Source organism: Methanobacterium sp. BRmetb2 (genome assembly GCA_003491285.1).
Classification (GTDB): Archaea; Methanobacteriota; Methanobacteria; order Methanobacteriales; family Methanobacteriaceae; genus UBA117.
In genome coordinates this window covers 998742-1010955 of record CP022705.1, presented here as the reverse complement: position 1 = coordinate 1010955, position 12214 = coordinate 998742, and the positions used below count along the sequence as shown (strand labels likewise).

The 12214-nt window shown below is 32.5% G+C and carries 15 protein-coding genes; 3 read left to right on the top strand and 12 right to left on the bottom strand.

What is annotated here, in order from left to right; translation table 11 throughout:
* Positions 1–174 precede the first annotated feature (174 nt).
* Both CIT01_05195 and CIT01_05190 read left to right on the top strand, forming a co-directional pair.
* Complete coding sequence (locus tag CIT01_05195) at positions 175–1389, top strand: molybdopterin molybdenumtransferase MoeA (protein AXV37632.1); 1215 nt, start codon at positions 175–177, stop codon at positions 1387–1389.
* A gap of 207 nt (positions 1390–1596) precedes the next feature.
* The gene (locus CIT01_05190; protein ID AXV37631.1) at positions 1597–2763 is read left to right on the top strand and encodes a membrane-associated Zn-dependent protease; all 1167 of its coding nucleotides are present in this window, start codon (positions 1597–1599) and stop codon (positions 2761–2763) included.
* Positions 2764–2781: 18 nt separating this feature from the next.
* Here the strand turns inward: CIT01_05190 and CIT01_05185 are convergent, their stop codons facing one another.
* From CIT01_05185 to CIT01_05165, 5 genes are read right to left on the bottom strand one after another with little or no spacing between them, the layout of a single operon-like run.
* On the bottom strand, positions 2782–2976 hold the full coding sequence (locus CIT01_05185; protein AXV37630.1) for a hypothetical protein: 195 nt from the start codon (positions 2974–2976) through the stop codon (positions 2782–2784).
* A 1-nt stretch (position 2977) separates the two neighbouring features.
* Complete coding sequence (dsrH, locus tag CIT01_05180) at positions 2978–3301, bottom strand: sulfurtransferase complex subunit TusB (GenBank protein ID AXV37629.1); 324 nt, start codon at positions 3299–3301, stop codon at positions 2978–2980.
* Positions 3302–3318: 17 nt separating this feature from the next.
* Positions 3319–3933 (bottom strand): hypothetical protein, encoded by a 615-nt coding sequence (locus CIT01_05175; protein ID AXV38731.1) that lies wholly within the window; start codon positions 3931–3933, stop codon positions 3319–3321.
* 45 nt (positions 3934–3978) lie between these two features.
* On the bottom strand, positions 3979–4341 hold the full coding sequence (locus CIT01_05170; protein AXV37628.1) for a sulfur reduction protein DsrE: 363 nt from the start codon (positions 4339–4341) through the stop codon (positions 3979–3981).
* A gap of 2 nt (positions 4342–4343) precedes the next feature.
* Entirely contained in the window at positions 4344–4712 is a 369-nt protein-coding gene (locus CIT01_05165; GenBank protein ID AXV38730.1) for a sulfur reduction protein DsrE, read from the bottom strand.
* Positions 4713–4891: 179 nt separating this feature from the next.
* Between CIT01_05165 and CIT01_05160 the strand changes: the two genes are divergently transcribed.
* Positions 4892–5848: a cation transporter gene (locus tag CIT01_05160; protein AXV37627.1), complete on the top strand. Its 957-nt coding sequence runs from the start codon at positions 4892–4894 to the stop codon at positions 5846–5848.
* A 150-nt stretch (positions 5849–5998) separates the two neighbouring features.
* Here CIT01_05160 and CIT01_05155 read toward each other — a convergent pair whose 3' ends face one another.
* The 7 genes from CIT01_05155 to CIT01_05125 all read right to left on the bottom strand — a co-directional run bounded on the left by CIT01_05155 (position 5999) and on the right by CIT01_05125 (position 11828).
* Positions 5999–6655, bottom strand: coding sequence for a hypothetical protein (locus tag CIT01_05155; protein ID AXV37626.1), 657 nt, complete (start codon positions 6653–6655; stop codon positions 5999–6001).
* Positions 6656–6687: 32 nt separating this feature from the next.
* On the bottom strand, positions 6688–7119 hold the full coding sequence (locus tag CIT01_05150; protein ID AXV37625.1) for a hypothetical protein: 432 nt from the start codon (positions 7117–7119) through the stop codon (positions 6688–6690).
* A 20-nt stretch (positions 7120–7139) separates the two neighbouring features.
* Positions 7140–7526 carry a zinc-binding protein gene (locus tag CIT01_05145; GenBank protein AXV37624.1) on the bottom strand — a complete coding sequence of 129 codons (387 nt, stop codon included), beginning with the start codon at positions 7524–7526 and terminating at the stop codon, positions 7140–7142.
* Positions 7527–7537: 11 nt separating this feature from the next.
* Positions 7538–7894: a transcriptional regulator gene (locus CIT01_05140; protein AXV37623.1), complete on the bottom strand. Its 357-nt coding sequence runs from the start codon at positions 7892–7894 to the stop codon at positions 7538–7540.
* A gap of 30 nt (positions 7895–7924) precedes the next feature.
* A complete protein-coding gene (locus CIT01_05135) occupies positions 7925–8680 on the bottom strand; it encodes an arsenite S-adenosylmethyltransferase (protein ID AXV37622.1) in 756 nt (251 codons plus the stop codon).
* A 184-nt stretch (positions 8681–8864) separates the two neighbouring features.
* Positions 8865–10295 carry a B12-binding domain-containing radical SAM protein gene (locus tag CIT01_05130; GenBank protein AXV37621.1) on the bottom strand — a complete coding sequence of 477 codons (1431 nt, stop codon included), beginning with the start codon at positions 10293–10295 and terminating at the stop codon, positions 8865–8867.
* A 15-nt stretch (positions 10296–10310) separates the two neighbouring features.
* Positions 10311–11828 carry a radical SAM/SPASM domain-containing protein gene (locus CIT01_05125; protein ID AXV37620.1) on the bottom strand — a complete coding sequence of 506 codons (1518 nt, stop codon included), beginning with the start codon at positions 11826–11828 and terminating at the stop codon, positions 10311–10313.
* Positions 11829–12214: the final 386 nt, after the last annotated feature.

The window sequence follows — 12214 nt, the reverse complement described above, 5'->3', positions numbered from 1 at the left end:
TTTAAGTAGAATTTAATTTTTTTCTTTAATTTTTTTTGAATAAGAGATTATTAAATGAAATTGATGGTTAAATTTAATATTATATTTGTAAAAATACTATTTAAACATCAATCAGAGTTGTCTATTATATATTTTCTATGAATTTTCATACAATAAATATCATGAGATGATTAAATGTTTTTATCTGAACTTATACCAATTAAAAAGGCTTTATATTTGATAAATAAGTATTCTATGTCATTTAAAACAGAAATTATATCGTTAGAAGATGCCAATAGTAGAGTATTGGCAGTTGACGTAAAATCAATACATAACTCTCCTCCTTTTGATAAATCGGCTATGGATGGTTATGCCATAAAAGCTGAGAATACTTTTGGATATTCTGAAACAAATCCCGCAGATTTTGTAGTTATCGATCAAATCGGGGCCGGTGAAAAATCTTCAATGGAAATTAATCACAGAGAAGCGGTTAAAATTGCAACAGGCGCCCCTATTCCAGAAGGGGCTGATGCAGTTGTTATGGAAGAGTACACTAACTTTTTTGATAATAAATTAGAAGTTGCGGCCACTCTAACTCCTGGTGAAAATGTTTCAGTTAAGGGTGAAGATATAAAACAGGGTGAAATTGTTTTAAAAAGGGGAAGAATTTTAAGGCCTCAAGACTTGGGGATTATTGCCTCTGCAGGTTATGCTAAAATTGAAGTATATAAAAAACCAGTTATAACAGTTATAACCACTGGTAATGAACTGGTAAAACCCAAAAACAGTCTTGAAGGGGCACAAATAATAAATTCTAACCATTATACTCTAAAAGCACTGGTAGAAAGTGCACTGGCAACACCAAAAATGGTTCACTGTGGCGATGATCTGGAATTGATGTCTAATCACCTAGAAAATGCAGTAAATAAATCTGATGCAGTTATAACTACTGGAGGAACTGCTATTAGTAAGGGAGATGTGGTTGTAGATGCAGTAGCTGCTTTGGGTGATGTTATTGTTCATGGAGTTGCAGTAAGGCCGGGAAAACCTTTTGGATATGGGATTATCCATGAAAAACCAGTATTTATGCTTTCAGGATATCCTGTGGCAGCCATAGTTCAATACGATATTTTTGTTAGAAATTTTTTACTTAAAATGCAGAATATATCTAGAGAACCTCAAAGAATAAAAAAAGTTGCAGCCAAGAAAATTCCTTCAACATTAGGGCGCACAGATTTTATTAGGGCAAAGACAGATAATAACAAAGTTTATCCTATTATGACCAAAGGATCAGGAGTCATAAGATCCATGGTCGATTCCAACTCATATATTTACATCAAAGAAAATGTGGAGGGAATACCCGAAGGAGAGGAGTGCGAAGTTTTGCTTTATGACTCATTTAAAGTTTAATGCAGTCAAATCGAATTTTTTAATTCAGAATCCAGAAAAAAATAGATTTTCTGGAAAAGTTTAAATACCCTTAAATTAGTTATATATACGAATTCTAAAACATGTTTACATGATTTGACTTAGATTCAAACAAACTTATTTATGTGATTAATATCAAAATACAAGAATTAAATTCAAACTTAGAAATTTTTTTTAAATGGTGAATATATGGATGCTTTATGGTTTTATGCTATTTTATTCGTTGGAATATGGGTAATATCACTACTATTTCATAAAAAACTTAAAATTGAAATACAAGGGCCTATTTTAAGGCGAAAAACAACAAGAATGAAGGGTTTTATTGACAATGTAGCTCAAAAGTACTCCCGGTTTTGGAGGGTATTTATGACTATTGGAATACCCGTAGCAGTATTTTTCATGGGATTAATGCTTTACTCTTTCATTCTCATATTAGGAACTCTTTTAGAGCCAGCTCAAGCCGCTTCACAAGTGGGTGTTCTTCTTCCAGGGGTTGATGTTCCTGGGTCTGCGTTTTATGTTCCTTTAGGATACGGAATCATTGCTTTAATGACGGTGATAGTGATTCATGAATTTGGACACGGTATACTGGCAAGAGTGGAAGGTGTCAGTATAAAGTCCATAGGACTTATGCTATTTGCTATTTTACCAGCAGCTTTTGTTGAACCTGATGAAGAAGAGATAAAAAAATCTAAAAGGATTTCCAAGCTTAGAATTTATGCTGCAGGATCAATATTTAATTTGAGTTTAGCAGCAATAGCTTTGCTAATTTTTATTCTGAGCGGTGCGGCGATTGGTTCATCTTTCCATACTGAAGGGGTTCAAATTTCCAGTGTTGTTCCTGCCAGTCCTGCCTCAGGCATTCTGAAAGAGGGAATGGTTATAGAGGGAATAAATGGAGTCAATATACAAAATTCTACAGATTATCAGAAAATACTTAATAAAACCAAACCTGGGGATGAACTGACTTTAAAAACAGATCAGGGAACTTATGTTGTGAAAACCGGCACAAGTCCCAATAATGCCACCAAATTCTATATTGGAATACGGACACAAAATTATATGGTGGCAAATAATGATGTTTCCAGTATATTTGGAAATATTCTTCCAACAGCCCTTTTCTATTTAAACCAAATATTTTACTGGATATTCACACTTAATTTTCTGGTTGGAACATTTAATTTGCTCCCAATGAAACCATTAGATGGAGGATTAATGTTCGAGGAACTTTTAAGATATAAAATTTCTAAAAAGAAGGTTAAACCAATAGTTTCAACCATGTCATGGGTTATAATAGTCACACTGGCTTTCCTCATGGTACTAGTTTATGGAAGAGGTCTCTTGTTATTATTATAATAAATGAGATTTTTCTTCTCAATACCTCTTTTTTTCACATTCAAAGCATAAATCAACTTCACGATTAGTTTTAAATATTTTACCACATTTTTTGCAGTAGGTTTTTCTTAGAAGAAATTTTTTTCTTTCTACAGCGCGGTCATGGCATTGGCACCGAATTCCCACCATTTTCTTGGATTTAGTCATTTTAGGCATAGAATAATCATCTCTCATTTCAAAAACTTAAAATTTGATCCATCTCTTCCATAATGTCTACTATAATCTCATCATAACTATCAATCACTTGAATACCATTTATCAACTGGTTTTCTGATATTCCCCGGGCAGTTAAGTCAGGTAGATAGGCAAAAATCCGACAATTTTTTAACAATTTCTGGATTAGATCAGAATGTAAATGTTTTCTTTTTGCACAGTAAACTCCATTGGTTAATAAGTATACATTTATATCTTCTTTATCGATATACACCTTAATAAATTTTATAAAAGTACAAAAACCTTCTTCCGATGGAGTTTTAGTTAATATAAATCCGATCCGCATTTATTTGAATTCTCCTATTAATTATCTGTCTTCCAACCCATAGTTTGCATTAATTGCTTTCCTAATAGTTCTTCTAGACATTCCACATTTTTTGAACATGAATCTTCTTTTAAAGGGGGGCATTTTTCTAGAAAGGCATCTCCAGACAGCAATTTCATGGCAAAAGCCATGCAAGTAGCTTCTCCACATTCTTCACAGTTAGTTTGAGGTAAACAAGTATATACTGCAAGTGGCCCTATTTTTGATAATTTCGCTTTTAATTCTTCATAGTTTACTGAGCCACCACTCTTTAAATCAGAGTAACAATTGTTTATATCATTCATTATATTGATTATCACCTTGACTGCTTCTTCTTTGTTCTGGGTTTTATTCATGGTTATTTTACCTGAAGGATAAATGGTGATAAGTCTTTTAAAAATAGTCAGGGTAATCACATTTTTTCTTTCAATATAATTTACTCTGCCTGGAGGATATTTTGATACAAGAACAGGTATAACATCCCCTAACTCAGCATCGAGTTGCATTAAAACACGTATCTTACCTTCAGAAGCAACACAAGGCTTAATCTTTTTAATGGTAACTTCATTAACCAGTGCCCCATCATTAAAAACATTATATTTTAGTTCTTCCATATCCACTTTTATCCTCTCCAGCCCTATAAATTACTTAAATGTGGGTTAAATCTTTATAACTGCAGTTTCAACTGTTTTAGATCTAATAATTTCATAAAGTTCCTCATCATTGATTATTTCTGCAGCTTCTACCAGTTCTTTTTCTTTAATCCCTCTCTCTAACATGGAATTTTCATGCACAAAAAGACTTCCTTCTGGAAATATTAAATAACAGAGCTCGCCTACATTTGGAAACTTAATACTTTCTTCTGATTCCTGTCTTTCCATGGCAGCATAAACACCGTCACCTACAAGAAGGACGTCTGCATCTAAATCCCGGTTAAGGCAAGCTATAGCCACATAAAAACCACTGAATGCATCTTCATAGCCATAAGGGGCTTTATCAATAATTATTAATGCAGATTTCATTTTTATCCCAGACTTATTACCTTGTCACTGTTTAAAACCCATTCCGGGATGTCGTAAACTGTGGTAATTTTAATTCCTTTTAAATAAGGGGAATGGGGATCACATGCATGGCCTCGTGCAGTTGCACATCTAATGCAAACCCTTATATCCGCACCTTTTTTTAACAATTTCTTATATTTATGACCCACATTTGGAAAAGAGTGGGGATTTTGCCCCCTTCGAGGTATATGGGTTGCATCCATATACAAGAACATATTAATATTATATTCATTATTTAAAGCACTCATAGCAAGTTCATAAGCTAAATTTGCATATTGTGAGCGGTATGGTCCCTCAGTCAGTATGATGGTGAGGGTCTTTTTTTCATTCATAATTTTAATTTGTAAGTGGTTAAATAAATAATTATCAATGAATAATAATGATAATATAATCATGTAACTGATATAAAAAAGAGAAAATTATTGCATGCACGGTTCCTGGTGTTGATATCGTAATTCTAAAACTGAAAAATCCTATAAATTTAATATATACCAATAAAATAATTGTACATATGATTTCATGGATTATCCTATTAGCATTATTTCTGATATCTTTGTTAGTCTTAATCAAAGCAGCCGACGTATTTGTGGAGAATCTAGTAGAAATAGGTAGTTATTTGGGAATATCCCAGATAATATTGGGTATTACTGTGGCTGCAGGAGGAACTTCTCTGCCAGAATTTGGATCAGCAATAATCTCTGTTTTAACTGGAAGCCCTGATCTTGGTGTAGGGGTGGTTATAGGGTCTAACATATGGAATATTGCAGGCATTATAGGTATCGCAGCCACAATATCTTGTGTAATAACCACCAATAGAGATGAAATCAGACGCGACGGATTAATGGTTCTATTTACATCATTGATTCTGTTATTTTTTATGTTTCTTGGAACCATCAATGCAATTGCGGGAATAATTCTAATAAGCATCTACGTCGTTTATTTATATGTTTTAATACAAAAACAGCGAAAATACTCTAAAACTCATGTAAATAATCATAAAACCGAGAAAAAGTCTCTAAACCATAAAATTATTTTATTAACCATAATCAGTTTTGTTGCTTTGATAATAGCTGCTAGAACATTGGTTTTCAGTGCAGTGGAAATTGCTCATCTGGCACAGATTCCTGAAATGATTGTGGGATTGTTCGGGCTGGCCATAGGCACCAGCATGGCGGAACTTGTGGTTACAGTTGCTTCTGCCCGAAAAAAAATGTGTAATCTGGCGGTTGGAACAGTTCTGGGCAGCAATATCTTCAATATTTTAATAGGTATAGGAATTCCGGCTCTTTTTGTAAATATTCCCATAGAACCATTATCAATTCTAATAGATGCTCCTGTTTTAATAATTGTAACAATTATTCTTCTTTTCTTTATGAGGAGCAAAATGGAACTGAGCCGATGGGAAGGTTTAACTCTTTTAGGAATTTATGCAGCATATGCAATTATAAGAATATTCGTGCTAAATTGACGTATTTGAATCTCTTTTTTTCATATTATGAATTTTTAAATCTTAATTAAGTAAAAACAGTTAAGATGATTAATTTCCTCAAATTGAAATAAGTTTAATTAATTATTTTTGGGTTGCTTCAATATATCAATTTTCAATCCACATCTGCTTTTAATCCAACTTATTTCCTTTTAATGCCTTTTCAAAAGCCTCCTTATGGAAATTTGCCGCCATCTCTTTTTTACACTCATCATCTGTAAATAATCTCATTTTTGGAGCTCTACATGGATAATGTTGTATTTTTAGCCCGGCTTTAATCGGCAGATTTTTAATTTCCTCATTTAACAGTTCTTCTGCTACAAAATCTGTCGAACCACAAGGTGAACATCTTAAAACATTAATAGAAGTAACTATACCATTTTTGGATTCTATTTCAACTATTGGTTTTCCAAATTTGGATACAAACTCATCAAAGACAGGATTCCCATTCTCTTCTAGATCGCACATGTTTTCAGGACAAGTTACATTTCCAAAATTTTCTACTTGATTTTTAAATCCTTCCCCTCTCCAGGCGCCAATAATTATCCAATCGACTTTGTTATGAAGCTTCTCAACCAGTTCCAATGTAAGGTCTGGATGAAGAACATAAGTTATAACAATATTTGCGTGTTCTAATTTTTTCAAAGAATCTGGAGGTATTTCTATTTCATCCATAAACATGGATGTTGGTGGTTCAAGTTCAATAAAATCACATTCAAAATCTTTACTTATCGTTTCGTGGGCCCGTTCTCCATAAGGGCCGTCTGTTACTATAATGACTTTCAACATATTTTATTCCTCGAATTTTCAATATTTATTATTTATTGATGGTCTGGACGAAATTTTTCTATAATCCACTCTTTAATTTCATCTCTTATTTTTTTAAACTCTTCTATTCTTTCATCTTCAGTGCCCTGGAAATTAGAAGGGTCTTTAAATTTTTTGTGTATATATTTTTTTCCTCCTAAAAAAATAGGACAAGTTTCTCGGGCTCCTTGACAAACAGTAACTACAATATCAATTTCTTTATTCTGAAATTCTTCTAAACTTTTAGAATGGTGATAAGAAATGTCTATATTTATTTCATTCATTATCTCAATTGCCAGTGGGTTAACTTCAGTAATATTGATGCCTGCACTGAATGATTCATAAAATTTTCCGTACATATTTCTTAAAAGTCCTTCAGCCATTTGTGACCTAGTAGAATTATGGTTACAAACAAATAAAACGCTTTTTTTTGGTTTTATAGTCATATAAATCAGTTATCAGTAACTTATTTACATTCTCTTATTGTTTTTTTGATTTCTTTTTTAAGATATTCAACACACTTTTCTCCAACTCCATCTAAACGTGAAACATCTTCCGGTTTTAGATTAACTTTATCTAGTTCTTTTAAAGTATTAATTGTTTTAAAAACTTTTACATCTTTTTGTTGGAGTATTTTATTTACACAATTACTTTCACAACCATTTATTGCTATTATGGGATATTTTTTAATTAATTGACGAAATCCTTCTTTATCTGCTGATGTTGCTCCCATACATATAGATATTAAATTATCTGATTCAGATACAGTGTCTGTTGAAGCTACACGAGCTATTAATCCATAAGGACTCATTCCACTACATGCAGCTAAGGCTATTCTATTTTTTTCTGCCATATGATCATTCCCTAAACAATTTTAACTATCTCTTGAATTAAATCCACTATATATGGATTTTTTAGTTTATAATGTATCCATAATCCATCTTTACGCCCTTTTAAAAATCCTGCATTTTTTAGAACATTTAAATGATGTGATACAGTTGATTGGGGCTTTTTAAGTGCGAATATTATTTCACATACGCAGAGCTCTCCATCGCTTAAAAGATAAAGTATTCTCAGTCGGGTCGGATCAGAAATTGCCTTCAATTTACTGGCTATAGCCTCAAATTTATCCTCTGGTGGCATTTTTTTTAAAATTAATTCTAACTTTTTTATTTGTTTTGGATCAGGGACGCATCCACTGGTTACTCCACATTTTTTCATTTGATCACTATCTTAATTACTATTAATTCATCATTTAACTGCTTTTATCTGGATGCTGGTTATCTTTCCAATCAGTCTTTCATCCAGATTAGGTTCAGTGAAGTAATGTTGTTCTAACATCTCCGTATTTTTAAATCCTGCCTTTTTTATTATATCCAAGTATTTTTGCTTTTCTAAAGCCCCACCAATACAATCAGACCAGGCTTGGAAACTTTTTATTAATTCTTCTGGAATGTTACCATTGGTAACCAGATCTGCAACTAAAATACGTCCACCATTTTTTAGAACCCGATAAGCTTCTTTATACGCGATTAATTTGTCTGTTGTTAGATTTATCACGCAGTTACTTATTATAACATCTATTGAATTGTCTTCAAGGGGTAATTTTTCAATTTCTCCCAGTTTAAATTCAACATTTTCGTATTTACCGTTTTGTGCATTTGCGGTGGCTGTTTGAACCATTTCATGGGTCATATCCACTCCAATGACCTTGCCTTTTGGGCCTACTTTATTAGCAGCAAGGAAAACATCTATACCTCCACCAGAACCAAGATCTAAAATAACTTCTCCTTCTTTAATTTCTGCCAGTGCAGTGGGGTTACCACATCCTAATCCGAATACAGCATCACTGGGTATGCTTTTTAATTCTTCTAGAGAATATCCTGCAGATTTGGCCTGTTCGATTGTTAAATCTCCTCCAGAACAACATGAACAGTAGGATTCTTCTTTTTTGGCTATTTTAGAATAATGATCTTTAACAAATTCTTTAATTTCTTTTTCCTTCAATTTTTCATCTCCTCATATAACAATTTAAACTGAATCTATATATCTAAATATATGGATATGATTTATATAAATTTTACTTTATTTGAAAATAAGATACTAAAATTAGAAATTGAAAATGATCTTTTAATTGGTTGTGTTACTCCTATTTCTAGCTGATTTTTAGATTAAATTGTAGATTTTCAAATTAATTTTCCTTGGTATTTCTTAAATTTCTATACCATCCTTTTGGCACTCCAATATTGAATTTAGGGATGATGAAACTTCGGTATACTGTTTCAAGAAAAACCTTTAACATGTGTGGGTGTTTGAGTATGTATTTTGGTCTGGTATAAAATTTTAAATAAGCTTTAGCCAGTTTTTTTTCAATGATTTTTTTACTCAAACCTAACTTTTCATACTTTATAACGGGATGGATCACAGTATAACGATTCCAATGTTCAGTATCCAGTAAATTCTTGGATTTAAGTTCATAGTAAACTGGAGTTCCAGGAAATGGAGTAAGGACAGAGAATTGGCTGTAATCAGCATCTAACTTAATTGCAAATTTTATTGTTTTGTCCATTTCATCAGGAGTTTCGCCAGGATAACCTAGGATAAACGAAGTTAAAATATCCACACCAACATTCTTAGCAGTTTTAACAGCATTTTCGGCCTGTTTTAATGTAATGCCTTTTCTCATCAAATTTAAAATGCGCTGAGAACCAGATTCAACCCCATAATACAGTGTAGCCATGCCGGACTGTTTTAAACTTTCTAATAATTTTTTATCTACTTTGTCCACCCTGCTTGAGGCAACAAAACTAATATCTAATCCTCTTTCTTTAATTGCATTGGCTATACTTTGGGCTCTTCTTTTATTTAACATGAATGTGTCATCCAGGAAGGCTATATCCCGTATTTTGTATTTATTTACCAGTTCTTCTAGTTCATCAACCACATTGGAGGGGCTACGTCCTCGGAATTTTTTACCCATTATCAATGAGGAAGAACAGTATCCACAGTTGAAAACGCATCCTCGACTAGTAATAACTCCTCCTGATTCATCTTCGGATGTTCCATAAGATTCAAAAGGTAAAAGATGTCTTGCAGGAAAAGGAATTTCATCAAGATTTTTTATAAGTTCACGACTCTCAGATCTTTTAATAACACCATTATTTTTATATGCTATTCCTTTAACTTCATTTAAGTTTTTAAAACCATTTTTGATATAATTATTTGTTAAATCCACTATTGTTTCTTCTCCTTCTCCGATAACAACTACATCAAGCCCTTTACACTCCTTTAAAGTGTCTTCTGGTAGAAATGTTGCATGTGAACCTCCCACCACTGTGAGAACATTAGGTAAATTTTTTTTAATGCCATCTATGTAGTTTAGAGCAGTATTTATAGAGGCGGTGGTAGCGGTGATCCCCACTACATTAGGATCTAGCTTTGAAATTTCATTAGCCAGTTTATTTGGTCCTTTTTGTTTTAGATCATCATCGATAATATTTACTTCTGCTGAATCTTTTTCTAAAGCTGCAGCAAGATACATAAGATTTAGGGGGGGAACTTTTAAACCTAATTTAGTGCTTACTTGGGTTTCATCCATTGGGTTGACTAGTACAACATCCATATGTTCAGAACTCCTTTATTTAGAATGAATTTTCAATTGTTCGTGGAGTTTTTGGTATTCTTCACAAGTTAATTCAGTTTTAATTTTATTCCATTCTTTTTTATTATTTATGCAGCCGGGATCAGGAGCTAAAATATCATTAAAATAGCTATATGCTCTGGCTCGACATCCACCACAAATATTCCTTGATTCACAGGCACCACAATGACCTTTTAAAAGACTTTTGTCTCGGAGTTTTTTAAGAATTTCGTTATCTCTCCATAATGATTCAAAATCGTCTTGAAGAATATTACCAAGCTTAAGGTCCTTTTCATGAGGAAAAAATACACAAGGATAAATATCACCATTAGGTTCTATGCTTAAATAGAATCTACCTGCTCCGCATCCACCAATAAATTCAGCTAACTGTGCAATGGTAGGATTGCTGTATTCTGGATTGTAAAAATGGGTGGGGATAATGTTTTCATTTTTATTTAAGTTATCTGCAATCATTGCATATTGAGGGGCAGTAGATAAAATTTGCATTTCTCCATCATAATTCTTATCATAGGCCATTTCAAGAATTTTAAACCTTTCTAAAGGTGATATGTCCATTTCAGAATTTTCAGAGCCATTTCCAGTAGGAATAAAGTTATACAACATGAACCAATCTGCGCCTAGCTTGCCTATGTAGTTGATCATGTCTGGTATTTCATTTAAATTTCGCTCTGTCACTGTAGTGGCAACTTCTAAAAACACATCATTTTTTGCAAAGTTTTTCGCAGCGTTAATAGCCCGATCCCAGGCACCATCTCTTCTTCGAAATGAATCATGAGTGTTGGGATTCATCCCATCAATACTAATTTGAATAAATTCAAGACCTGCTTCCACAAATTTTTCACAATAATTTTTATCAGAAAAAATATAACCATTGGTAGCCATGGCCACGTACATACCCTTTTCCTTAGCATAACTAATGAAATCTAGGATATGGGGGTGTATGCTTGGTTCACCACCTGAAAAAGCTAGAGAAGTCACTCCAGCTTTAGCTAAAATATCTAAACCTTTATAAACATCTTCTTTTCTAAGTTCATCCTTTTCTTTTTTACCTGCATTCTCATAACAGTGTAAACAACTCATATTACAAGCATGAGTTATATTCCAGACAACTTGAAAAGGTGCTCCAGGAATAAACGGTTTTTCTACACCGAAAACGCCGATCCCCTTCAAAACACTATATAACCCTTTTATCCAGTATTCATCTTCCATATATTCTTTAAATTCTTTTTCTTCAACACCAAAACTTTTTGAACCTTGAGAAACAATATAACCTATTATTTTAGACGTTAAATAACATTTCCAGCAATAATCATCTCTTTTATCTAAATAAATTTCCAAAGCAGCTTCCAACCTATTTGTCTGATCTTTTTCGCAATAAGTCAACGTATTTTTAAGTATTAATCTGGAAACTGGGTTTTCAGCAATTTTTTTAAATTTCAAAATCGTTTGACCTAAATCTGCATTAGCAGGATCTTCTGATTCTTCATTTAACAATTGATCCCCCTCTTTTGATTATCCCCATTTTAAACGAATAATTTCAATACTCCATAATATCCTAGTAAAAAATTAAAATAAATTTGAGGCTGGAATTATGGTTTATAATGATTATTCAAAGAATTAATAGTAAATGGTTGTTAAAATAGGCTTTTTAGGAGGTTTTATAGTTTAATCCATTTAGGATTGCCTTTTAGCCATTTTTTATGCTAGAAATAATGCATGTTTTAGTAGAAAAACATTTAATAAACTGGAAATTCAGTGTTCTAGGATATTAGTAAGTTCGCTTAGTTTAATACATAACTATTTTCTAAATAATAAACTTTTTGTTTTAGTCAATAATTTTTTAAAAGATTTTGGCATTTCAATTATTATATTGAATAAAA

What these genes read in the sequence shown, in the direction of transcription:
- CIT01_05195 (AXV37632.1), top strand. Translation starts at nt 175, where the DNA reads ATGTTTTTATCTGAACTTATACCAATTAAAAAGGCTTTATATTTGATA.
- CIT01_05190 (AXV37631.1), top strand. Translation starts at nt 1,597, where the DNA reads ATGGATGCTTTATGGTTTTATGCTATTTTATTCGTTGGAATATGGGTA.
- CIT01_05185 (AXV37630.1), bottom strand. Translation starts at nt 2,976, where the DNA reads ATGAGAGATGATTATTCTATGCCTAAAATGACTAAATCCAAGAAAATG.
- dsrH (AXV37629.1), bottom strand. Translation starts at nt 3,301, where the DNA reads ATGCGGATCGGATTTATATTAACTAAAACTCCATCGGAAGAAGGTTTT.
- CIT01_05175 (AXV38731.1), bottom strand. Translation starts at nt 3,933, where the DNA reads ATGGAAGAACTAAAATATAATGTTTTTAATGATGGGGCACTGGTTAAT.
- CIT01_05170 (AXV37628.1), bottom strand. Translation starts at nt 4,341, where the DNA reads ATGAAATCTGCATTAATAATTATTGATAAAGCCCCTTATGGCTATGAA.
- CIT01_05165 (AXV38730.1), bottom strand. Translation starts at nt 4,712, where the DNA reads ATGAATGAAAAAAAGACCCTCACCATCATACTGACTGAGGGACCATAC.
- CIT01_05160 (AXV37627.1), top strand. Translation starts at nt 4,892, where the DNA reads ATGATTTCATGGATTATCCTATTAGCATTATTTCTGATATCTTTGTTA.
- CIT01_05155 (AXV37626.1), bottom strand. Translation starts at nt 6,655, where the DNA reads ATGTTGAAAGTCATTATAGTAACAGACGGCCCTTATGGAGAACGGGCC.
- CIT01_05150 (AXV37625.1), bottom strand. Translation starts at nt 7,119, where the DNA reads ATGACTATAAAACCAAAAAAAAGCGTTTTATTTGTTTGTAACCATAAT.
- CIT01_05145 (AXV37624.1), bottom strand. Translation starts at nt 7,526, where the DNA reads ATGGCAGAAAAAAATAGAATAGCCTTAGCTGCATGTAGTGGAATGAGT.
- CIT01_05140 (AXV37623.1), bottom strand. Translation starts at nt 7,894, where the DNA reads ATGAAAAAATGTGGAGTAACCAGTGGATGCGTCCCTGATCCAAAACAA.
- CIT01_05130 (AXV37621.1), bottom strand. Translation starts at nt 10,295, where the DNA reads ATGGATGTTGTACTAGTCAACCCAATGGATGAAACCCAAGTAAGCACT.